This is a genomic window from Agromyces sp. H66, from assembly GCF_004959775.1.
In the GTDB taxonomy this organism is placed as follows: Bacteria; Actinomycetota; Actinomycetes; order Actinomycetales; family Microbacteriaceae; genus Agromyces.
On the sequence record NZ_SJZG01000008.1, the window covers coordinates 133,562 to 156,348 of the forward strand.

General features: G+C 68.5%; 20 protein-coding genes. 14 read left to right on the plus strand and 6 right to left on the minus strand.

Features of this window, described 5'->3' with window-relative positions:
- The first annotated feature begins 14 nt into the window (after positions 1 to 14).
- From EZM51_RS14500 to EZM51_RS14540, 9 genes are all read left to right on the plus strand, one after another.
- Complete coding sequence (locus tag EZM51_RS14500) at positions 15 to 485, plus strand: nuclear transport factor 2 family protein (RefSeq protein ID WP_136709019.1); 471 nt, start codon at positions 15 to 17, stop codon at positions 483 to 485.
- Complete coding sequence (locus tag EZM51_RS14505) at positions 482 to 1,252, plus strand: aldolase/citrate lyase family protein (protein ID WP_136709020.1); 771 nt, start codon at positions 482 to 484, stop codon at positions 1,250 to 1,252. The genes EZM51_RS14500 and EZM51_RS14505 overlap by 4 nt, the downstream gene beginning before the upstream one ends.
- Complete coding sequence (locus EZM51_RS14510; protein ID WP_211195924.1) at positions 1,249 to 2,874, plus strand: bifunctional 3-(3-hydroxy-phenyl)propionate/3-hydroxycinnamic acid hydroxylase; 1,626 nt, start codon at positions 1,249 to 1,251, stop codon at positions 2,872 to 2,874. The genes EZM51_RS14505 and EZM51_RS14510 overlap by 4 nt, the downstream gene beginning before the upstream one ends.
- Before the next feature lie 116 nt (positions 2,875 to 2,990).
- Positions 2,991 to 3,986, plus strand: a complete 996-nt coding sequence (locus EZM51_RS14515; RefSeq protein ID WP_136709021.1) for an ABC transporter substrate-binding protein — start codon at positions 2,991 to 2,993, stop codon at positions 3,984 to 3,986.
- Positions 3,987 to 4,060: 74 nt separating this feature from the next.
- Entirely contained in the window at positions 4,061 to 4,906 is an 846-nt protein-coding gene (locus tag EZM51_RS14520) for an ABC transporter permease (RefSeq protein WP_248305669.1), read from the plus strand.
- Positions 4,903 to 5,676 carry an ABC transporter permease gene (locus EZM51_RS14525; RefSeq protein WP_136709022.1) on the plus strand — a complete coding sequence of 258 codons (774 nt, stop codon included), beginning with the start codon at positions 4,903 to 4,905 and terminating at the stop codon, positions 5,674 to 5,676. Before EZM51_RS14520 ends, EZM51_RS14525 begins: the two co-directional genes overlap by 4 nt.
- Positions 5,666 to 6,508 carry an ABC transporter ATP-binding protein gene (locus EZM51_RS14530; RefSeq protein ID WP_211195925.1) on the plus strand — a complete coding sequence of 281 codons (843 nt, stop codon included), beginning with the start codon at positions 5,666 to 5,668 and terminating at the stop codon, positions 6,506 to 6,508. The genes EZM51_RS14525 and EZM51_RS14530 overlap by 11 nt, the downstream gene beginning before the upstream one ends.
- Positions 6,505 to 8,163: an FAD-dependent monooxygenase gene (locus tag EZM51_RS14535; RefSeq protein ID WP_136709023.1), complete on the plus strand. Its 1,659-nt coding sequence runs from the start codon at positions 6,505 to 6,507 to the stop codon at positions 8,161 to 8,163. Before EZM51_RS14530 ends, EZM51_RS14535 begins: the two co-directional genes overlap by 4 nt.
- Complete coding sequence (locus EZM51_RS14540) at positions 8,160 to 10,154, plus strand: NAD(P)/FAD-dependent oxidoreductase (RefSeq protein ID WP_136709024.1); 1,995 nt, start codon at positions 8,160 to 8,162, stop codon at positions 10,152 to 10,154. The genes EZM51_RS14535 and EZM51_RS14540 overlap by 4 nt, the downstream gene beginning before the upstream one ends.
- A gap of 21 nt (positions 10,155 to 10,175) precedes the next feature.
- Here EZM51_RS14540 and EZM51_RS14545 read toward each other — a convergent pair whose 3' ends face one another.
- Positions 10,176 to 10,913 carry a GntR family transcriptional regulator gene (locus EZM51_RS14545; protein ID WP_248305670.1) on the minus strand — a complete coding sequence of 246 codons (738 nt, stop codon included), beginning with the start codon at positions 10,911 to 10,913 and terminating at the stop codon, positions 10,176 to 10,178.
- 62 nt (positions 10,914 to 10,975) lie between these two features.
- Here EZM51_RS14545 and EZM51_RS14550 point away from each other — a divergent pair, with 62 nt between their 5' ends.
- From EZM51_RS14550 to EZM51_RS14560, 3 genes are read left to right on the plus strand one after another with little or no spacing between them, the layout of a single operon-like run.
- Positions 10,976 to 11,866, plus strand: coding sequence for a VOC family protein (locus EZM51_RS14550; RefSeq protein WP_169053924.1), 891 nt, complete (start codon positions 10,976 to 10,978; stop codon positions 11,864 to 11,866).
- 24 nt (positions 11,867 to 11,890) lie between these two features.
- Entirely contained in the window at positions 11,891 to 12,742 is an 852-nt protein-coding gene (locus EZM51_RS14555; RefSeq protein WP_136709026.1) for a fumarylacetoacetate hydrolase family protein, read from the plus strand.
- A 22-nt stretch (positions 12,743 to 12,764) separates the two neighbouring features.
- Entirely contained in the window at positions 12,765 to 13,652 is an 888-nt protein-coding gene (locus EZM51_RS14560) for an alpha/beta hydrolase fold domain-containing protein (protein ID WP_169053925.1), read from the plus strand.
- Positions 13,653 to 13,719: 67 nt separating this feature from the next.
- Here EZM51_RS14560 and EZM51_RS14565 read toward each other — a convergent pair whose 3' ends face one another.
- Together EZM51_RS14565 and EZM51_RS14570 are read right to left on the minus strand one after the other, a co-directional pair.
- The gene (locus EZM51_RS14565) at positions 13,720 to 14,208 is read right to left on the minus strand and encodes a DUF6326 family protein (protein WP_136709028.1); all 489 of its coding nucleotides are present in this window, start codon (positions 14,206 to 14,208) and stop codon (positions 13,720 to 13,722) included.
- A 95-nt stretch (positions 14,209 to 14,303) separates the two neighbouring features.
- Complete coding sequence (locus EZM51_RS14570; protein ID WP_136709029.1) at positions 14,304 to 15,344, minus strand: NAD(P)-dependent alcohol dehydrogenase; 1,041 nt, start codon at positions 15,342 to 15,344, stop codon at positions 14,304 to 14,306.
- 117 nt (positions 15,345 to 15,461) lie between these two features.
- On the opposite strand from EZM51_RS14570, the gene EZM51_RS14575 reads away from it, so the two are divergent.
- Entirely contained in the window at positions 15,462 to 16,136 is a 675-nt protein-coding gene (locus EZM51_RS14575) for a TetR/AcrR family transcriptional regulator C-terminal domain-containing protein (RefSeq protein ID WP_136709030.1), read from the plus strand.
- An 82-nt stretch (positions 16,137 to 16,218) separates the two neighbouring features.
- Here the strand turns inward: EZM51_RS14575 and EZM51_RS14580 are convergent, their stop codons facing one another.
- Positions 16,219 to 17,454: an IS110 family transposase gene (locus EZM51_RS14580; protein WP_136709031.1), complete on the minus strand. Its 1,236-nt coding sequence runs from the start codon at positions 17,452 to 17,454 to the stop codon at positions 16,219 to 16,221.
- A gap of 537 nt (positions 17,455 to 17,991) precedes the next feature.
- Complete coding sequence (locus tag EZM51_RS14585) at positions 17,992 to 19,167, minus strand: AAA family ATPase (protein WP_136709032.1); 1,176 nt, start codon at positions 19,165 to 19,167, stop codon at positions 17,992 to 17,994.
- 750 nt (positions 19,168 to 19,917) lie between these two features.
- Between EZM51_RS14585 and EZM51_RS14590 the strand changes: the two genes are divergently transcribed.
- Positions 19,918 to 21,672: a family 16 glycoside hydrolase gene (locus EZM51_RS14590; protein WP_136709033.1), complete on the plus strand. Its 1,755-nt coding sequence runs from the start codon at positions 19,918 to 19,920 to the stop codon at positions 21,670 to 21,672.
- Positions 21,673 to 21,714: 42 nt separating this feature from the next.
- Here the strand turns inward: EZM51_RS14590 and EZM51_RS14595 are convergent, their stop codons facing one another.
- Complete coding sequence (locus tag EZM51_RS14595; protein ID WP_136709034.1) at positions 21,715 to 22,734, minus strand: LacI family DNA-binding transcriptional regulator; 1,020 nt, start codon at positions 22,732 to 22,734, stop codon at positions 21,715 to 21,717.
- Between the last annotated feature and the right edge of the window lie 53 nt (positions 22,735 to 22,787).

Here is a 22,787-nt window from a genome sequence, read left to right on the forward strand (position 1 = left end):
GGAAGGACCTGAGGATGACCGACTACCGTCCGGTTCCCGCGATCACCCGTGTCGAGATCGAGCAGCTGATCTCCGAGATGCTGTACCGCCTCGACCACGACCAGGCCGACACGACCTGGGAGCTCTACACCGAGGACGGCGTCTCCGTCGGCCCGATGGGCGACATGGACCGCGAGGCCATGAAGGCCTGGGGCGCCAAGCGTGCCCTGCAGACCGACATCGTCGGCCGCCACTTCATCGGCGCGATCCGCCTCGTCGCCGGCGACGTCCCCGACGAGGTGCGCGGCACCGTGCAGTACCTGACGTTCCGCGACGCCAACGAGCCCTCGACGCAGCCCGCGTCGGTGGGGGAGTTCCGCGAGGTCTACCGTCGCGTCGACGGCGACTGGCGCTACGCGCGCCGCGAGATCGTGCCGGTGTTCGGCGGACAGGCCGCGGCGGCGCACGCCGCGCGCCTCGCTGGTCGAGGGGAGCAGGCGACATGAAGGCCGCGGCGCTGGGCGGCGCGCAGCCGGTGCTGTTCCATCAGTCGTTGCCGTCGTTCTCGGAGTCCGAGTGGGCCCTGAATGCCGGCTACGACGGGGTGATCCTCGACCTGCAGCACGGCGAGCTCGGCCTCGAGGCGGCGTGCGGCATCCTGCGCTCGCTGCCCCGAGGCAACGCGTACGCGTACGCCCGTGTGGGATCGATCGACGCGTGGCCGATCCTGCGTCTGCTCGACAGCGGCGCGCGCGGCATCATCGCCCCGACCGTCGAATCGCGTGCCGAGGCGGAGGCGCTCGTCGCTGCCACGAAGTACCTCCCGGTCGGCAACCGCAGCATGGGGCCCTCGCGGCCGGCGCTGTACACCGGCGACTCGTACGCCGACGCGGGCAATCTCGCCGTGTCGACCATCGCCCAGATCGAGACCCGGATCGGCGTCGAGCATGCCGAGGCGATCATCTCCACCCCGGGCCTCGACTCCATCTACGTCGGCCCCGCCGACCTCGCCGTCTCGTACGGCCTGCCCGGCCGCGGCGACTGGGAGGACGGTCCCGTCCGCGACGCGATCACGCACCTGCGCGAGCTCACGACCGCGCACGACGTGACGCTCGGCATCTACTCGGGCCGCCCCGACTACACGGCCGCCCTCTTCGCCGACGGCCTCGTGGACTACGTCGGCCTCGGCATCGACCTCGTCCTGCTGAACCGCGCGTTCGGCGACACCATCTCCGCCCTGAATGCGGCGCGATCCTCTGGGAGCACTTCATGACGCAGATCCGGATGACTCCGACCTCCGATGTCCTCATCATCGGCGCGGGCCCCGTGGGACTGACCCTGGCGAACCTGCTCGGTCAGCAGGGCGTCGGCGTCCTCCTGGTCGAGAAGGGCGACGAGCTCATCGACTATCCGCGCGCCGTGGGCATCGACGACGAGGCGCTGCGGGCGATGCAGACCGCCGAGATCGTCGACGAGGTGCTGCCGCACACCATCCCGGATCAGAAGATCTACATGGTGAACGGGGATCGTCGCATCCTGTCGGAGGTCGACCCGACGACCCGGGAGTTCGGCTGGCCGCGCCGCAACGGCTTCGTCCAGCCGCTCGTCGACCGGGTGCTGCTCGAGGGCCTCGAGCGCTTCCCGAGCGTCACCGTGCGATTCGGCACCGAGGTCACCGACCTCCTCGAGGAGGCGGACGGCGTGGTCGCCACGCTCGCCGACGGCGAGAAGGTGCGCGCACGCTGGGTCGTCGCCGCCGACGGCGGAGCGTCACCGACGCGCAAGCGGCTCGGCATCTCGTTCGAGGGCGAAACCCGACCCACGGACGGTCTCGTGATCGACGTCGCGAACGACCCCGTCGGCACGCCGCACGCCGTCTTCGGCGGCGACCCGACGCGCAGCTACGCGTCGATCTCGCTGCCGCACGGCATCCGTCGGTGGGAGTTCACGCTCTTCGAGGGGGAGGAGGCGAACGCCGACGACGAGGAGTACGTCCGATCCCTGCTGGCCCCGCACGTGCCGGATCCCTCGAAGCTCGAAATCATCCGCAGTCGTGTCTACCGCCACCACGCGCGCGTCGCGGGCACGTTCAAGGTCGGCCGGATCATGTTGGCCGGCGACGCCGCCCACGTGATGCCCGTCGTCGGAGGCCAGGGATGGAACTCGGGCATCCGCGACGCGTTCAACCTGGGCTGGAAGCTCGCGGCAGTGGTGAACGGGCACGCGGGCGAGGCCCTGCTCGACACCTACGAGCAGGAGCGTCTCGGACACGTCGCCCAGATGGTGTCGGTCTCGCTGGGCATGGCGAAGGAGATGACCGACCACGATCCGGCCGCGGCGGCACAGCGCGACCGCATCGCCGCCAACCGAACCCCCGAGGAGCGCGAGGCGCAGAAGCGCCAGGCGTTCAAACCGCAGCCGAAGTTCGACCGGGGCGTGGTGGTGCACACCCCGCTGCCGACGTCCAAGTCGCTGCCGGCGCGCGACGTGCCGCGGATGGCCGGGTCGATCTTCCCGCAACCGCAGGCGACGGATGCCGCGGGCGTCGAGATGCGTCTCGACGACGCGACCGGGCAAGGGTGGCGCGTGATGATGTGGAACAACGACCCGGCGAAGTTCGTGACGCCCGAGAAGGCGGAGACGCTGGCTCGCATCGGCGGACGTCTGGTGCAGGTCGTGCCGAAGGCGCAGCTGCCGTGGGTGCGCGAGCACGTGTCCGAGGGCGTCACGGTCGTCGGCGACCTCGGAGGCGAGGCGAGCCTGCAGGCCTGGTTCGATGCGCGTCCGGTCGGTGCGTTGATCGTGCGCCCCGACCACGTGGTCGCCGCCGAGTGCCTGGCGCAGGAGCTCGACGAGGTGCTCGGCCGCGTCTACGAGGCCGCCAGCATCCTGTAACGCGCACGCCGCGTTCTGGATAGCAATATACTATTTCTGAATACTGCACTATCTGTAGTATCGTGTACTCACCCGAACCGGCCCGCCCGGATCTGAACTCAAAGAAGAGGTCGACAATGTCGTCAGCACGCAAACTCGCAATCACCGGTGTCACCGCCGCCCTCGCGCTCGGCCTCGTGGGCTGCGCAGGAGGGTCGGTCGACGGCAGCGCAGCCGCTCCTGCCGCCGACATCACCGAGGGCGGCCTCACGCCGATCTCGATCGGCGTCTTCACGTCGCCGTCGGTCGCCGTCATCCAGGCGGGCGAAGACCAGGGCTTCTTCGAGGACCACGGCTTCGACGTCGAGATCATCCAGGCCGCGTCGTCGGCGGCTCAGCTGCCCGCGCTCGACAGCGGCAAGATCCAGTTCATGCTCGCGAGCCCGGTCTCGCCGATCCTCGCCAACACGCAGGGACTCGACGTTCAGATCATCGCCGGCTACGCGCAGAACGACCCGGCCACCGTGAACGACTCCACCGCGCTCGTCGTCGGCGCCGGCTCGGCCGCCACGAGTCCCAGGGATCTCGAGGGCAAGACGGTCTCGATCAATGCCCTCGGCTCGATCGGTGAGATCGGTATCAACGCGGCGGTCGAGGCCGACGGTGGCGACCCGAGCAGGATCACGTACATCCAGCTCGCCCTCGGCGACGTGCCCGCCGCGCTCGAGTCGGGCCAGATCGACGCCGGCATGACCGGCGCACCGTGGATCGGCCAGGTCGAGGCTGCGGGCGGATCTGTGCTGAGCGACTTCATCCAGGAGGACGGCCTCGGCAGGAACGAACTCGTCATCGCCGGCAACGGCACGTTCGCGAAGGAGCACGCCGACCAGACCGCCGAGTTCGTCGCCGCGCTCGAGGAGACCTACGAGTACGCGAACGCCAACCACGACGCGCTCGCGGCGCTGCTGCCCTCGATCCTCAACATCCCGGAGAAGGCGGCTCAGGCACAGGTCTGGACGACCTACTCGTCCGAGCTCGACCCGGCCGTCCTCGACACCTTCGCCGAGCTGATGACGCGCTACGAGATCGTCTCCACCGAGCCCGACATGGACGCGGTGATCTGGAAGCACTGACGCGGACCCGCGGGAGGCGTGGCCCAGCCGCGTCTCCCGCGCCCAGTCACAGAGGAAGGGTGGATGAAGGAAGCATGCTAGCTCCTCTTCCCGTCACCGGCACGCAGGTCATCCGCGTCGTCAAGGCGATGCGCCGCGACCGCCGCGCGCAGTGGGGCCCGGTGGTGCTCGGCGTGGCCGGCGTCGTCGCGTTCCTCGTCACCTGGCAGCTCTATGCCGAGTTCGGGCCGGTGTCCGACGAGTTCCTGCCGTATCCCGCGCAGGTGATCGGCCAGTTCTTCGCGAACTTCGCCCTCACCTCGTTCTGGGCGGCCATCGGCGCCACCTTGTGGGCCTGGCTGCTCGGCCTCGTCATCTCGTCGGTCGCGGGCCTCGTCGTCGGCGTGCTGATCGGATCCAGCCGATTCCTGCGCCGCGCGACCTTCACGGTGCTCGAGTTCCTGCGTCCCATCCCGTCGGTCGCGCTCATCCCGATCGCGGCGCTCGCGTTCGGTCCCCAGCTCGAGGCCGAGCTGCTGATCATCGTCTACGGCTGTTTCTTCGTCGTGCTCATCCAGACCCTCTACGGCGTCGCCGATGTCGACAAGATCGCCTACGAGACGACGCTCACGATGCGCATGACCTGGCTGCAGCGGGCCCGTCACCTCGTCTTCCCGACACTGCTGCCGTACTTCATGACCGGCGTGCGCCTGTCTGCGACGATCGCGCTGATCCTCGGCATCTCGGCCGAACTCATCATCGGTACCGACGGGCTCGGGCAGTCGGTGGCGCAGGCTCAACTCAACGGCGCGCCGGTGGCGATGTACGCCCTGATCGTCACGGCGGGCGCGCTCGGCATCGTCATCAACCTCGCGGCCAGGGCCGCCGAGCGCAAGGTGCTGTTCTGGCACGAGTCGATCCGCGCGGAGGTCCCCGCATGACCATCCTGAAGAACCTCGGGTACTGGCTGGGCCTGCCCATCGTGCTCATCGTCGTCTGGTACCTCGCGACGCTCGGCGACGTGAGCATCTTCGTGCCGCGTCCCCTGCCGCTCTGGGAGAAGTTCGTCTCGGTCTGGCTGGGCGACAACATCCTGAGCGACGTGGTGCCGAGCCTCGGCCGGCTGCTGCTCGCCCTCGCAATCTCGACGGTGCTCGGCGTCGCGCTCGGCGTCGTCATCGGTTCGTTCCGTGCGGCGCGGTGGTTCTCCGAGCCCATGCTGGAGTTCCTCCGTGCGATCCCGTCGACGATCATGATCCCGGTCCTGCTGCTGGTCATCGGCCTGAACGACACGATGCGCACCACCGTGATCGTGCTGGGATGCCTCTGGCCCGTGCTCCTGAACACCATCACGGGTGTGCGGTCGCTCGACGAGGTGCTCTCCAACACGGCGAAGGTGTACGGCGTTCGCGGCTGGAACCGCGTCTGGCACCTCGTGCTGCCCGGCGCGTCGCCGGCCATCATGGCCGGCGTGCGCCAGAGCCTCGCGGTGGGCCTCATCCTCATGGTCGTGTCCGAGATGTTCGCGTCGGCGAACGGCATCGGCACGCTCATCACGAACTTCCAGAACCGGGTTGCGGTGCCCGAGATGTGGAGCGGCGTGCTGCTGCTCGGCGTCGTCGGCGTGCTGCTCTCGGCGATCTTCGCCCTCGTTCAGAAGGGCGTCCTCAAGTGGTACGACGGACTCAAGGCGGCGGCTGATGACAATTGACACGAACGGCAGTGGGCGAATGGGCGGCGATGTCCGTCTCCATGTCGAGAACCTGAGCAAGATCTACCGGGGGCGCGCCGGCGCCGTGGAGGCGGTGCGCAGCCTCACCTTCGACCTGCACCAGGGCGAGTTCGCGTGCCTCGTGGGGCCGTCGGGCTCGGGCAAGACGACCCTGCTGAAGATGATCTCGGGCCTGCTCGAGCCCACGGGCGGCATCGTCGCCCTCGATGGCAAGCGCGTGCAGGGCCCCGCCGAGGGCCTCGCGGTGGTGTTCCAGGAGTACGGGCGCAGCCTCTTCCCGTGGATGACGGTCGAGGCCAACGTCGAGCTTCCGCTCAAGACGGCCGGCCTGCCCAAGGCCGAGCGCAGGGCTCGCGTGCTCGACGCACTCAACGCCGTCTCCCTGGGGCACGCGATGACGTCGTACCCGTGGCAGTTGTCGGGCGGTATGCAGCAGCGCGTGGCCATCGCCCGCGCGGTGGCCTCGCGCCCGACCGTGCTGCTGATGGACGAACCGTTCGCGGCCGTCGACGCTCAGACCCGCGGCGAGCTCGAGGATCTCGTGCGCAAGGTGTGGCGCGAGCACGACATGACGATCCTGTTCATCACGCACGACATCGATGAGTCGGTCTATCTCGGCAGCCGTGTGCTGGTGCTCTCCAGCTCGCCCACGATCATCCAGGACGACATCGCCATAGACCTGCCGGACGAACGCGATCAGGTCGGCACACGCTCCATGACGCGTTTCGCCGAGCTGCGCGCGCTCGTGTACGAGGAGGTGCAGTTCGCCAAGACCAACGCGGGCGGCGCCCGGGAGGATCGTGCCGCATGAGCGACACGATGCTCGATCTTCGCGATGTCATCGTGGTCGGCGGCGGACCGGTCGGGCTGACCGCCGCACTGTGGCTCGCCGACGGCGGTGCGAGCGTCACCGTCGTCGAGTCGCAGACCGCTCCCGGCGATCTGCCCCGGGCGATCAGCATCGCGGATGAGACCTTCCGGATCATGGATCGCCTGGGCATCTGCGACGAACTCAAGGCCGAGACACTGCTCGATACGGGCAGCAAGTACTTCGGATTGAACGACCGCCTGCTCGCGGCGTCGAAGCCACTGCCCAGCCGCACCGGTCATCCGGCCAAGAGCCAGTTCGACCAGCCGGTGCTCGAGGGGCTGCTCTGGGATCGCGCCGTGACGCATCCCCGCATCGACTTCCGAGCGGGCATGCTGGCGGTCGCGGTGAGCCAGGGCGCCGAGCGAGTCGTGGTCGAGGTGCGCGCGCCCGGCGACGACGATGCGCCGTCCGAGCGGATCCAGGCGAAGTTCCTGATCGGCGCGGACGGCGGGAAGTCGTTCGTGCGCACCGCGATCGGCACACGACTCGTCGGCTCGACCCAGCAGGAGCGCTGGATCGTCGTCGACCTGCTGAACGTCGCCACGCCGCGGGGGCCGTACGCCGAGTTCCATGGCAACGGCGAGCGTCCCTACGTGCTCGTGCCCGGGGTGAAGAACCGCCTGCGCCTCGAGTTCATGCTCTTCGACGGCGAGGACGGCGACGCCATGTGCGCGCCCGATCGGATCATCGGGCTCTGCGAGCCGATCCAGCCCGGCGTCCGCCCGGAGGACATCCGGCGGGCGGTCGTGTACGTCGCGCATCAGCGCGTGGCCGAGCACTACCGACGCGGGCGCGCCTTCCTCATCGGCGACGCAGCCCACCTCATGCCGCCCTTCAGCGGCCAGGGGCTGAACGCAGGCCTGCGCGACGCGAGCAACATCGCGTGGAAGCTCCTCGACGTGCTGGCCGGGCGCGGAACCGACGCCCTTCTCGACAGCTATGAATCCGAGCGGCGCACCCACGGCGCGAAGATGGTCACCGTCTCGCGGCGCACGGGCGCGGTCGTGATGGCCATCGGCGCCACGAAGACCCGCCTGCGCGACGCGGCCTTCCGCGCGGTCAGCGTCGTGCCGCGAATCAACGACTACCTGCGCAACATGCGCTTCATCACGCCGCCGCACTACGCCGACGGGGTGGCTGCGCCGGCGTCGAGCCCGAAGATGCCGCTCGCCGGCGTCATCGGGCGCCCCCTCGGGCAGCCCACGGTGACATTCGCCGACGGCACCACGGGCGGCCTCGACCGCGCGCTCGGCGGCGACTGGGCACTCGTGCAGATCGGCGACGGCGCAGGAATCGACGCGCGGGGCGGCTACTGGAGCGGTCTCGGCGCGCGTCACGTGCGGGTGCTGCCCGCCGGCAGCGGCATTCCCGCGCCGGCGGAGCAGGACGACGTCGTCACCGTCGTGGAGACGGCCGACACCGTGGTTTCGCTCTGCGGGGAGGCGCGCGCGGCGGGAGCGGGCGCGGTCGCGTTGCTCGCCCGCCCCGACAAGTACGTCGCCGCGGTCATCTCGCCCGGCGACGAGGACCGGGTCATCGCCGCACTGCGGGCCTACGAGGCCCCGCTCCTCGTCACCAGCAAGGAGGAAGCATGACTCCCGACGCCGGATCGCTCGCCGCACCGCCGGTCGCCCCGCTGACGGTCCCCTACGACGACCTGTTCTGGCGGGACGAGTACGAGCCCATCACCGAGTCGGACGACGAGCTCGCGCGCATCGTGGAGCGGGCCGACCTGCCGGCCCTGCTCGCCGCGCTCGCCGCGGCCCTCGGCGATCCGTCGATCCTCGAGGGCGACCTTCGCCCGCCGCTGACGGTCGTCGACACCTACGCGCAGCCGCACGGCGGGATGACCCCGGTGCAGGTGGACCGGGCGCGGTCGGTGGCGCTCGCGGCCCTGCGGCGGCTGCGCGCCGGCGCCATCCGCTCGGTCGGCGTACTGCCCGCAGAGCAGGTCGACGCGATCCTCGACTTCCTCACCAACGGGCAGCCCGAGTACTGGCCGTCACTCAAGCACGAGCTCGACCTCGCACCCGACAAGAACGGCACCCCCGGCTTCACGTACGCGGATGTCGCCGGCGACCGCGAGTTCAGCGTGCTCGTCGTCGGCACCGGTGTCTCGGGCATCGCGGCGAGCTATCGCCTGCTGCAGGCAGGAGTGCCGTTCACGGTGATCGAGGAGGCGCCTGAGCTCGGCGGCACGTGGTGGAAGAACCGTTACCCGGGTGTGCGCCTGGACACCCCCACATTCGGCTACTCGTACTCGTTCGCGCAGAAGACCGACTGGCCGCATCAGTTCGCCGAGGGCGCGGAGATTCGCGACTACCTCGTCGAGGTCGCCGACCGCGCGGGCATCACGGAGCGCATCGAGTTCGGCACGCGGTTCGAGTCGGCGCGCTGGGACGAGGAGGCCGCGCAGTGGGTGGTCGCCCTGGCCGGGCCGCACGGCACCGAGGAGCGCCGGTTCCATGCCGTGATCTCGGCGCTGGGACAGCTGGACCGGCCGCACATCCCCGACTTCCCCGGCCTCGAGACGTTCGCGGGCAGGGCGGTCCACTCGCAGGACTGGGACGAGACGGTGGACACCTCGGGCAAGCGGGTCGTCGTCATCGGCACCGGCGCGAGCGCGTACCAGATCGTCCCGGCCATCTACGAGGAGGTGGCGCAGCTGACGGTCTTCCAGCGCAGCGCGCCCTGGATGATCCCGGCCGACAGCTACCACGAGCCCATGACCGAGACCTTCGACTGGCTGCAGCGGAAGGTGCCGTACCACGGCCAGTGGTTCCGGCTCTGGACCGTGCTCCTCGGCATCCCGGGGCGGTTCCACACCGTCACCGCCGAGGAGGGTTGGCACGGCGTCCCGCTGTCGGTGAGCGCGAAGAACCACGAGGTGCGCGAAGCGCTCATCGCGCGCATGGCCGAGCAGTACCGGGATCGCCCCGAGCTGCTCGAGCTCGCCATTCCGAACTATCCGCCGGGCGCGAAGCGGATGCTCCGCGACAACGGCGTGTGGGCCGAGGCGATGCAGGCGCCGCGGACCACGGTCGTCTCCTCCGGGGTCGGTCGCATCACTCCCGAGGGTGTGGTCGATGGCGACGGCGTGCTGCACGAAGCCGACGTCATCGTCTTCGCCACGGGCTTCAAGGCGAGCGACTTCCTCGACGGCATCGAGGTGTTCGGCCGCCGAGGAGTGGAGCTGCACGACTACTGGGCGGGCGACTCGCGCGCGTACAACGGCATCGCCGTGCCGGGGTTCCCGAACTTCTTCCTGATCTACGGCCCCAACGTGAACGGCGTCGTCGCCGGGTCCGGCCATCTCATGATGGAGCGCGCGGCCGAGTACGCCGTGCGCGCCGTCGGCGAGCTGCTGCGCCGCGGCGCCCGATCGCTCGACGTCACCGAGGCGGCGACCGATCGCTTCGTCTCGTGGGTCGACGCCGGGAACCGTCGGATGGCGTGGGGCCAGGACTACATCTCGAACTGGTACCAGAACGCCGCCGGCCGCGTCGTCACGATCTGGCCGTACACGAACGTCGAGTACTGGGCGGCCACCGAGACCATCGCCGATGGCGACTACACCTTCGACTGAAGCCGCGGTCAGGTCGCGACTTCAGCCCGCGTCCTCCTGGTGAGCCCTGTCTTCCTGGTGGGCGCGATGCAGCACGATTTCGCTGGTGCGCTGGAAGTGCGCCTGCAGCAGCGCGACCGCGGTCTCCGTATCTCGTGCGAGGACCGCGTCGAGGATGTCCCGGTGCTCCTTCTCGACGTCACGGACGCGTGCGTTCGGGTCGGGGGCCGACCAGCGGCGGAAGAGCTCGGTGGCGTTGGTCAACTGACGCGCGAAGCCGCAGAGCGACGGCACACCGCAGGCCTCGATGAGCTTCTCGTGGAACGCGCGGTGTGCGGCGAGCCAGTCGGCGCTGGTGTGCGTGGGGTCGTCCTCGGTGCGGCGCGGAGTGCGAGCCAGCAGGTGATGGGCGGCGATGAGCTCGCCCTCCCACTCGACGCCGCCGCGCTCGATGGCGAGCTCGAGGGCGCGCCCCTCGATCAGGCAGCGCGCGTCGGTGATGTCGCGCAGGCCGCCTTCGGTGAGCGCCGGCACGAAGAATCCGCGGTTCGGTTCGATGGTGAGGAAGTTCTCGCCCGCGAGCCGGGTGAGCGCCTCGCGGATCACGGTTGTGGATGTCTCATAGCGCTCGGCCAGCTCTCCGGGAGGGACGCGGCTGCCGGGAGGCCAGACCCCGCTCAGGACGTCGGCGCGGATGGCGTCGATCACCTGCCCGCGCTTGCGCGTTCGCTCTGTGGCCATGGCTTCAATCTTGGTCGATGTGAGCGGATCATCCAGCAATGATCCATGAATATACGATACGCTGATAATATACTTTCGAGTCCATCATGAAAGGAGAGCTCATGGCGTTCGGGGTGATCAGTGAGATCGGATACGTCTCGCTCCAATCCAAGGAACTCGAGGGCACGATCGCGCATGCACGCGACATCCTCGGTCTCACCGAGACCCACCGCTCGGGCAACGCGGTCTATCTCTCGAGCCGCGCCCGCCGGCACCACGAGCTCGTCTACCTCGACGCGCCGGAGAACGGCGTCGGTCACATCGGCCTCGTCGCCGCAGGCAAGGCGGGCCTCGATCTCGCCCGCACCCGCATCCTCGACGCCGGCTACCCGATCCTGTCGAACACCCCGCTGCACCCCGGCGTGGCCGACGGGTTCGCCTTCGTCGGCCCGGAAGGCTTCGTCTTCGAGATCTACATCGGCCTCGAGCCCGCAGGCGTCACGCCCACGGGCCATGCGCCAGACCGCTTCGGCCACGTGAACCTGCACCCGCAGCATCTGCAGCCGATGCTGACGTTCTTCACGGACGTCCTGGACTTCCGCATCTCCGACGTCATCGGCGACGACTTCGCCTACTTCCTGCGCTGCAACGCGGAGCATCACGGCGTCGCCCTCATGAAGGGGAAGGGCTGGATGCACCACCACGCGTGGCAGGTGCAGTCGATCGCCGAGCTCGGCAAGCTGGGCGACCGGCTGCATGACGCGGGATCGCGACTGCTCATGGGACCCGTGCGCCACGGCGCCGGCCACAACGTCGCCGCGTACTACGTCGAGCCCACGGGGGCCGTGGTCGAGCTCTACACCGACATGGAGTGGATCCTCGACGACGACCGGCCGCCGATCGTCTGGCCGCAGGACGACCGTGCCTGGGCCACGAAGTGGTCGATCTACGACTTCAGCGAGTTCCGCTCGCACGGACTCTTCCCCGCCCGCGAGCACATCGCGGCGAACTGACCCCTTTCCTCAGGAGCAACCCGATTGACGAAGTTCACCAGTTACTATCGCCCTGCCTCTTCCGGGGAGGGCACCTCGATCGCGTGGGGCCGTCTCGACGGCGAGACGATCTTCGACGCGACATCCGTGGCACCCTCCCTCGCCGCGGCGATCGCCGACAGTGCCCTCGAGGGGCTCGCCGCGCACAGCGAGGACCCCGTCGCCCTCGCCGACGTGCAGCTCGCCCCGGTCATCCCGCACCCGGGCAAGATCATCTGCATCGGCGTGAACTACCGCAGCCACCAGGACGAGATCGGCAAGGCCGCCCCGGCCGCGCCCGTCATCTTCGCCCGCTACGCCGACAGCCAGATCGGCCACGGCGAGGAAGCACTGAAGCCCCGCATCTCGAATGAGTTCGACTACGAGGGCGAGGTCGCCCTGGTCATCTCGAAGCCCGCCTACAAGGTGAAGAAGGCCGATGCGTACGACCACGTCGCCGGCTACGCCGTGTACAACGACTTCTCGGTTCGCGACTGGCAGCGCGCGGCCAGCCAGTGGCTGCCGGGCAAGACGTGGCTGGGCACCGGCGGCTTCGGCCCGTATCTCGTCACGGCCGACGAGGTCGGCGACGTCACCAGGCTCGAACTCACCGCCCGCGTCAACGGCGAGGTGCGCCAGCACGGCGTCGTCGCCGACCTGATCAACGACATCCCGTCGATCATCGAGTACGTCACGACCTTCACCCCGCTCGCCCCCGGCGACGTCATCGTCACCGGTACTCCGGGTGGCGTCGGCCTGTTCATGGAGCCGCAGGGCTTCGTCGTCGACGGCGATGTCGTCGAGGTCGAGGTCACGGGCCTCGGAACGCTGCGCAACGTCGTCCGCGAGGTCGACTGATCCGGGACCTCCGGGAAGACGGATGATCCCCGCCGACGTCTGGGCCGCGCTGCGTGAGCACGGGCGCTCGTTCACGCCCGAAGTGGTCGCCGCCCAGCGTGCGCTGTTCGCGGAGCTGCTCGGGCCGGCCACGGCGCCGGTCGTGATGCGCGACGTCGCCTACGGGCCGCACGAGCGGCAGCGCCTCGACCTGCACGCCGCGGCACCGCTCGAGGCGGGCGCATCGCGTCCGATGCTGCTCTTCGTGCACGGCGGCGGCTTCGTGGGCGGCGAGCGCCGTGATCCGGTGCAGCCGTTCCACGACAACGTCGGCGCCTGGGCCGCGAGCCATGGGTGGATCGGCGCGACGATGTCGTACCGACTCGCGCCCGGGCATCTCTGGCCCGCGGGAGCGGAGGATGTCGGATTCGCGGTGCGTGCGCTGCGGGCGCAGGCGCCGGAGATCGGAGGAGACCCCGACCGGATCATCCTGTTCGGGCACTCCGCGGGCGCCGCACACGTCGCCGGGCACCTGGCCGGGCACGGCGGCGCGATCGAATCGGGACTCGCGGGAGTGGTGCTGCAGTCCGGCATCTACGACCCCGCGACGGCCGGGGAGGAGATCGCCGGCATGGTCGCGCTCTACTACGGCGGCCGCGAGGTGTCTGCCGTGCCCGCGCTCGCCGCGCTGTCCGTTCCGCTGTGGCTGGGCGTCGGCGAGCACGATCCGGTCACCTTCTACGGCCAGGCGGCGCGCGTGGCCGAGCCGCGGATCGCGGCCGGCCACAGCCATTTCACGTCGGTCTACTCGCTCGGCCTCGACACGGCGTACCCGGCTGCGGTGGCGGAGTTCATCCAGGACGCGCTCGGCCGGCCCCCGCGCGGACACCGGATCGTTCGTGAGCAGGTTCTCTGCGCATACCGCGACTGAGTGGTCACGGTGAACTCGGTGTCCGCGGCGGCGGCGGGCTTCACGCGGTACGACGTTGCACGGGCACCTACTGTCGAATGCCCTCTCGAAGGTCGGTTGTCGCGGGACCGGCTTGGACGGCGGGGTTTCGGGGCCATGTCCAGGCCGAGCGCAGGATGAAGGCCAGGAGCAGCACCTCGATTCCGATGGAGAGGCCGTAGAAGAAGGCCCACTCCCAGGTCGCCCCTGCCGCGTTGAACATCGAGTAGGGAATGTAGAGCGACGCGATGACGAGGTTCGTGGCGCGATTCACCCGGGCGGGCAGCGTCATGGAGAGCATCACCATCAGGGCCGGGATCGCCACGGACGCGAGCATGATCGTCAACAACGTCGAGCTGACGTCGAACCTCCAGACGAGGCCATTCAGGATGCCGTCGACGACGCCGGGCTTGTAGAGGTTGAAGAAATCGACGTAGATGTAGAGGAACATGAAGCTGGTCCATGCGGCGGCGAGCTTGACCCGCACGGGGATCGGCGGGTTGTCGAGCATGGTCGGGGTGTTCGTTCGGATGGTCATCGGTTCTTCTTTCATGAGAAGCGGTCCGTCCGCCGGATGGCGGCAGGTCTGGGCGTGCGTACGCACTGGTTGGGTCGTTCTCGCCGGTCCGGTCGTCAGACGGTGATCACGACCTTCCCTCGGGTGTGGCCGGCCGCGACGTAGCGGAGGGCGTCGGCTGCTTCGTCGAGGGGGTAGGTGCGGTCGATGACGGGCGTGACCTGCCCGGTCGCGAGCAGGTCGGCCAGGGTGAGCAGGTCCTGGCGCTTCCCGAACGACGTGAAGGGCTTCAGCCGCTGACGGGTGAACCCGGACAGCAGGCGCGCTTCGACGATCCGGCCGAGGGGGCCGAGCCAGCGGCCGCCGCGTCCACTGTTGGGGATGAGGGTGCCGGTGGGCGCCAGCGCTCGGCGGACAGCCGCCAGCGGCTTCGCTTCCACGTTGTCGAGGATGACGTCGTAGCGCTTCTCGGTGCGGGTGAAGTCCGTCCTCGTGTAGTCGACGACGTGGTCGGCACCGAGTGAGCGGACCATGCCGACGTGGCGGGTGCTGCACACACCCGTCACCTCGGCGCCGAACGCCTTGGCGATCTGCACGGCGAAGGAGCCCACGCCGCCCGACGCGCCCGTGATCAGCACGGTCTGGCCCGGTCGAACCCTCGCGATCTCGCGCAATGCCTGCAACGCCGTCATGGCCGACGTGGGCACCGCTGCCGCCTCCGCGGCCGACAGGTTGGCAGGCACGGAGACGAGGTTGCCCGCCGGGACGCAGGCGTACTCCGCGAGCGTTCCCGTGGTGCTCCAGCCGAACACCTCGTCGCCCGGGCGGAGAGTGGTGACATCCTTCCCGACCGCGGCCACCACGCCGGCGAGGTCCCTGCCGGGGATGCCGTGGCGCGGCCGGCGGAGCCCGAACACCAGGCGCACCACGTAGGGCTCACCGGTCATGACGAAGGTGTCGCCGGGATGCACCGAGGCCGCGCCCACCCGGACGAGCGCGTCGCCTCGACCGGGCAGCGGTATCCCGACCTCGGACGACTCGAGCACCGAGGGCGGGCCGTACCGGTGCTGGGCGGCAGCCCGCATCGTCGCCTCCCCGGCCTGACTCGCCCCCGACACCAGGCGTTCTCCGGCGTTCGTTCGCTGTTCGGTTCCCACAGAAGCCTCCTCATGTCCGAGCTGCGATTCTCCCGTGCTCGTACACTGTACGTCGTACGCTGTACGATAGGCGTACGCTGTACGATTGTCAAGCCGTTCGAGCGAGCGAGGAGACCCATGTCCGCGAAGGAACAAGGCCAGGTCGCGTCAGAGGCGGGGCTGAGCAAGCAGCGGGTGGTGGTCGAGGCGGTCCGGCTCGCCGACCGCGAGGGCGTCGACGGGCTGAGCATGCGCCGACTGGCCGGCGCGCTCGGCGCGGGCGCCATGTCGCTCTACCACTACGTGGCGAACAAGGACGAACTGCTGGACGCCATGATCGACGTCGTGTTCGCGGAGATCGAACTCCCGCCCGAAGAAGCCGACTGGCAGTCGGCGATGCGGTGGGAGGCGGCATCCACCCGACAGGCGCTCGCGCGGCACCCGTGGGCGATCGGCCTGATGGAGTCGCGGACATCGCCGGGGCCTGCGAATCTCCGCCACCGCGAAGCGGTCACCGCCTGCCTGCGAAGGGCCGGCTTCTCTGTCGTGATGGCGACCCACGCCAATTGGTTGATCAACAGCTACGTCTACGGTTACGCCCTGCAGGCAGCCACCCTGCCGTTCGACACCGCCGACGAGCTCGCGGACATGACCGAGGACGTCTACCTGCCCCAGCTTCCTCCTGACGAGTTCCCCTACCTCAACGAGTCCGCCGCAGCGCTCATCGCTGCCGGTTACGACCCAGCGGAGGAGTTCATCTTCGGCCTCGACCTCGTCCTCGCCGCCCTCGAGCCCCTGAGGGCCTCCGCATAGCGACGATCACGGACCGAGTGAATCAACGTGTGAATCAACGTGATGCCGATTTCGTGACTAGTACGAGAGTTGAACGTGCGGTTCAGGCGGCCGTTGGGGTGATCACGACCTTGTAGCCGAGGTTCTCGAGTTGGCGGATGGCGGTGTGCTTGGCGCGGTCGGGGTTGAGGTGGGCGTAGTGGTCGGGGCCGAGGTCGGTATAGCTCTCGCCGTTGTGGAGCATGTGCCAGACGGCGGTGAGGATGGTGTGCTCGATCGCGACGATCGCGCGGGCCGGGCCGCGGCGGGCCAGGATTCGCCGGTACCTCGCCGCGAGGTAGGTGCCCTTGGCGCGTGAGGCGGACATTGCCGCGATCCCGAGCGCGGCCTTCAGGTACGCGTTCCCGTGCGTGGTCGCGGAGGACTTCACCCTCCCGGCGGATTGGTTCAGGCCGGGACAGACACCGGCCCAGGAGGCCAGGTGCGCGGCGGTGGGAAAGGCGGTCATGTCCGCGCCGGTCTCGGCGATGATGATCTCGGCGATCGTGGTGGACACGCCCGGGATGCTCACGAGCGCGTCCCGGGCGGGCCGAAAGGGTCCGATGTTGTGCTCGATGCGTTCGGTGAGCTGATCGATCATCGCCTGGTGCGCGTCGATCTGGGTCAGGTACTGGCGGACCATGAACGCGTGGTGCTCGGTGAACCGGCCCTGCAGTGCGTCGATGAGTTGCGGGATCTTGTGCCGTAGCGTGCGCTGGGCCAGGTCGGCGAGCACGGCCGGGTCGCGCTGGCCGTCGATGAGGGCGTCGAGCATCGCCCGCCCGGACACCCCGGTCAGATCCGACACGACGCTGGAGAGCTTGATCCCGGAGGACTCCAGCTGCTTCTCTAGGCGTTGCACCTGCCGGGCCCGGTCCCGTGCCACGACCTGTCGGGCCCGGGTCAGGTCGCGCAGTTCCCGGATCGGCGGGGGCGGCACGAACGAGGGCCGCAGCAACCCGTGCGCGGCCAGCTGCGCCAGCCACGCCGCGTCGGACACGTCGGTCTTGCGGCCGGGGATGTTGCGGGCGTGCTTGGCGTTGACCAGCATCACCGGCAGCCGGTCCTCCATCAGGTAGTAGAACGGCTTCCAATAGTCACTGGTTGCTTCCATCGCCACCGTCGTGACCTGCTGCCCTGCGAGGTACTCGACCAGTTCGAGCACCTGCGACGTCGTCGAACCCCACGTCGTCACGCTGGTCTGGAACGTGCCCTTGCGTTTGCCCGGCACCCGGACGGCGACCTTCGCATCACGCTTGGACACATCGATGCCCGCAGCCCGCTCGTGGATGATGTCCATCACCAGCCCCCTTCCCCGTCGACATGCCGGTGCGGCGCCAGTCGCGGGGAGGACAGGATGAAAATCTGGAATCTAGTACTCGTGCTCGAGGCAACAATCCACGGTTCCCGTGGGCGTCCCCCGCGTCAAGCTATTCATCGGGCTCGGCGGCACCATAGTCAGCCGACGTCGACCACGACCGGCACCCCCAGCCTGCGCCCTGCCACGCGAGCCGACAAGAGGCGACCACCCACGAAACTCTCGACACCCCACGGCGCGGGCAGCGCCCAACAGCTATTAAGTGACTACGAGGCCCGTTTGCAATCGAAAGTCGCAGGTCGCGGAATGGGAAAATCCCAGATCAGAGCCGATGACGGGAATCGAACCCGCGCTGTCTGCTTGGGAAGCAGAAGTTCCTAAGTGCCGTATCACGGTGCTTCACTACGTCTCACGAGCCGTGGAATCCCGCGAAATGTGAAACGCAGTGAGGCGCCGTGAACTCGGCAAAACCGTGAGTTAACCGTGAGCGGCCAGGTTTCGTGGTCGTTGCTCGGGCCCCTAGTCAGCGAATTGTCGCTGGATGAACGCGGCCATGTTCGGGACGGTGAATGCGACGCGGCCGCGTTCCGGCATGAAGATGATGCCCTTGCTGATCAGGTTCTGTCGCGCGGGGCTGAGACTGGCGGGCTTCACCTTGAGGCGTTCAGCGAGCTCGGACGTGCGTGAGCCGTCTTCGCCGTCTCGAGCCATCGCGCGGAGGTAGTTGCGTTCGGCTGGTGTGGCTCTGTCCCAGCGGGCGGGGAAGAAGCCCATATCCAGCTCGGCGTTTCCCTCGATGATCGCTTCCCTGGCGTCGTCAGCCGTGATCACTCGGCCCTCCGCGATCCCCCATGCCGATTGGCCGTATGTTTGCAGGAAGTAGGGGTATCCGCGTGCGGCGTCGACGATCACGTTGATTGCCTCGTCTTCGTATCGCGCTCCTTGCCGTGTGGCGGGCACAGTCAGGGCGTCCGCTGCCGCGGGGCGTTCGAGTGCTCCGATGTTCCGGTAGTTGAAGAGCCGTTCGGCGTACGAGCGGGCTTCGCTGAGCACTGATGGGAGCGAGGGGAGACCGGCGCCGAAGATGTAGAACGGCCAGTTCTTCTGTCCTGCCCGATGCTGGGCTGCGAGCAGCGCGACGACCAGCTCGCTGTCGAGGTCCTGCATCTCGTCGATGAATAGCGCGAACGCGGATGATGCTTCCCGAAGGGCGGGTGCGAGGTCCTCGACAAGCTCCTCGAAGTCGATCTCGATCTGACCGGAGTCTGCGCGACCGGGATTGGCGTCAAGCCCGAGCTCGACCGAGGCGACGCCGAGCGAGAGGCTGAAGGACTTTATGGTGCCGAGGGCCTGCTTAACCTTGCCGGTCGCATGCTTGCCGCGCAGGAATCGTCTGCCAGCGAGCATCATCAGCCGGGCAAGCCGCTGCCTCACGGCCTCCTGACCCGTCTCAGTCGGGCGACCCTCAAGTTCGATGATGAACCACTCGGCCCGCTCAGCCTGCTCTCGGAACTGATTCAACAGCACCGTCTTGCCCACGCCGCGCAGCCCGTGGAGGATCATGCCCCGGTTGTGGTGGCCCGCGCGCGTTCGCGCAACGACGAGGTCGAACGCGTCGATCTCCGCCTGGCGCCCGACCAGATGGGGCGGGTTCAGGCCGGATCCCGGCGAATACGGGTTCAGTTCGGGCCGCATGTAGCCAATCTAGCTTCCTCTAGCACTCTATAGCGAGATGCACAGATACGGCTATCAAGTCCAATAGTTTCTGGAACGTCGAACGACGGGGCTCCAGGGTTGCCCTTCCACGCTCGCACCCGTAGTGTTTTGCACACGTTGGCAAACGCTGCGATGTCGCACGGCTGTCACGTCGGCGGCGTCGCCTCCGACGAAAGGCAGCAACGTGAGACGAACAGCACCAATGGGGATCGCCGCGGTGATTCTCGCGGCGGTCGCGATCGTGGCGATCCCGGCTCCCGCGACCGCGGTCGCTGACGGATCGATCTTCTTCAGCCCGGACCTCGCGTCGTATCCGAACGGCGACGCGAGCTATCCGCGACTCATCCGAATCGAGAATGACGGCAGCGCGAACGACACCCTGCTCGCGACCTTCGCCAAGCGCTTCCAGGGTGCGCCAACGAACCTCCCGATCTATCGCAGCACGAACGGCGGGCAGAGCTGGACCCAGATCTCGACGATCACCTCCAACACCTCCGGCTGGGACATAGAGGCGCCCGTGCTCTACGAGGTGCCGTACACCGCCGGCGGACTCGAGGCCGGGGACATCCTCGCCGCAGGGACCGCCTGGGATGTCGGCGACTACACGGCCCAGAAGGTCGAGGTGTTCCGCAGCACCGACCAGGGATCGAACTGGTCCTACTTGTCGACCTGGCCGCCACGTCCGGCGAGCCGAACACCTGGGGCCACGGGATCTGGGAGCCCTGGTTCGTGCAGACGGAGGACGGCACACTCGCTTGCTACATCAGCGACGAGCGGCCGTCAGGCGGTGCGACGAACAACCAGATCATCGGCCACTACGAATCGACGAACGGCGGATCGTCGTGGTCGAGCACGATCACACAAGACGTCGCGTTCCCGTCCGACAATCTCGCACGGCCGGGGATGCAGACGATCGTCCGGCTCCCGGACGGAAGCTACATGATGAGCTACGAGATGTGCCGCGACGCGACCGATCCAGACCACGCCTGTCAGGTATACGTGAAGACGAGCGCCGATGGACTCGATTGGGGTACCGCGAGCGACCCGGGCGAGCTCGTCGAAACCGCGGATGGTCGTCAGCTGCTGCACACCCCGTATCTCGCCTGGACGCCAGCGGGTGGCCCGAACGGCACCCTTCTCCTCTCCGGGCAGCGGGTAGTGACGGGCATCACGGGGAGCTATACGGTGCAACCGGAGTCGGGCCGGGTGATCTTCGCCAACACGACCATGGGCACCGGGGACTGGGAGGAACTCACCGCGCCACTCACCATCGACCCGACCGGCGGCTACAACACGGGTGAACCCTCGTGCCCTGGCTACAGCTCCCCCATCCTTCCCAGCGAGAACGGGGAAAGCCTGCTCTATCTCGCGGGGACCTGGATCTCGGGCGCGGGCAACCAGTGTGAGGTCCGCATCGGCTCGGCCAGCCTCGGCCAGGTAGATGCGGTGCCGAGCTTCGCCTCGACCACCAAGCAGGGCTTCGCGGAGTACGGCGGCACATGGACCACGGGCTCCGGCGTACTCGCGCAGACCGCAAGCGTCGCGGGCGCGAAGGCGCTGATCGGTTCGACCGGATGGGCCGACGGTGTGTTCGAGACGGATGTCCGCCTCGATTCAGCCGGTCAGGCCGGCGTGCTTGTGCGCGTGACGGATCCGGACGTGGGGGCGGATGCTCATTCCGGCTACTACATCGGGATCGAGTCGAGCAGCGATGAGCTCGTGCTCGGCCGGCAGAACCACAACTGGACCGGCATCGCGGCCGAGCCCGTGACCGGCGGCGTGTCCGCCGGCGTGTGGTATCGGCTGCGAGTCGCCGTCGAGGGATGCGACTTCGACATCAGCGTGCAGCCGGTCGACCAGTCGTCAGCTGCGACCACGGTCAGCGAGACCGTGCCTTCATGCGTGACCACCGGGATGTTCGGATTCCGGGCACACTACACGAGCGGAAGCTGGCGCGACGTCGACCTCACACCGAACGGCTTCGACGAGTACGGTGGCACGTGGACCGGCGGCGGAGGCGTCGTGAGCGTCACGACGAGTACCGCAGGCTCGAAGAGCCTTTGGGGCCACCCGTCATGGACTGATTACCGCGTCGAGGCCGACGTGCGCCTGGATGCCGCAGGTCAGGCCGGACTGCTCACACGCGTCACGAACCCGTCGACCGGCGCCGACGCGCACACCGGCTACTACGCCGGGATCGACTCCGCATCCGACACCCTTGTGTTCGGCTTCCAGGACAACGGCTGGACCGGGATCGCGAGCACCTCGGTCACAGGCGGCGTATCGACGGGCGTCTGGTACCACCTCTCGATCGCGGTCGACGGCTGTGATTTCGTGATCAGCGCGCAGCCGGCGGACCTCTCGTCGGCGGCGTCCACGATTTCGCAGACCGTAGCGGGGTGCGCGTCGGCCGGAGCGCCAGGCCTCCGGTCGCACTACACGACCGCGAGCTGGCGTGACATTGCGGTGAGTTCCGTCGGGTGACCGACGGCGGCGGGGCCCGGACAAGCCGCCCGGGCCCCGCCATCAGCTTCCCGAACCGAGCGTGCTTTCGCGCGCGAGGAGCGTGTGCGGTGCGACGATCTCCTCGGCGGGGGCGTCGGGGTCCTCGATACGGGCGGCGACGCGGGCCACGGCCTCGCGAGCGATGAAGGGCGTATCGAGCGACACGGTGCTGAGCGTCGGGCGGGAGTAGCGCCCCTCTTCTATGTCGTCGATGCCGATGATCGCGACGTCCTCGGGCACTCGGAGCCCGGAATCGAAGACCGCCCGCATCGCACCCATCGCGAGCAGGTCGGAATAGCAGAAGATGGCATCGGGCGGAATGGATGCCGCGAGCAGGTCGCGTGCGGCCGCGTACCCGTCAGCCCGGCTGTAATGAGCGGCCGGATGCAGGAGCGCCGGGTCGGGTTCGATGCCTGCCTCGCTGAGCGCCATCTCGTAACCGGCGGTGCGCTGCTGCGGGGTCGCGTAGCTCTCATCCGGCTGCGCGCCGATGGCGGCAATACGGGTTCGGCCACGCGAGAGCAGGTGCGCTGTGGCGTCGCGGGCGGCTCGCACGTTGTCGATCGCGACATGGTCGTAGTGACCGTCGAACTCGTGCTCGCCGAGGAGGACGAGCGGCATGCTCGTCGCGGCGTTCATCTCGCGGAGCTCGTCGCGTGTGACGAGTGGGCTGAAGAGGATACCGTCGAACAGCATCGTACGGTCTTCGCCGGTGAGGAGTTGCCGTTCGCGCTCGTGGTCGTGCCCGGTCTGGTCGATCATTACCCTGTAGCCGACCTCGGCGGCGGCGTTGATCACGTCCCGGGCGAGTTCTGAGAAGTACGGCACGTCGATCTCGGGAACGATGAGCCCGAGCATTCCGGTGCGTCCGGTGCGGAGGGTTCGAGCCACGGGGTTCGGGCGGTAATCCAGCTCGGCGATCGCCGCGAGCACGCGCGACCGCATCTTCTCGCTGACGTGCTCGTAGCCGCTCACGACGTTCGAGACGGTTCGTACCGAGACGTTCGCGCGGTCAGCGACATCACGCAGTGTTGCCGGCATCCAGGTCTCCTTCGCCGTCGTCAGCGCATTCACGCCGTCCGTGATGCCATCTC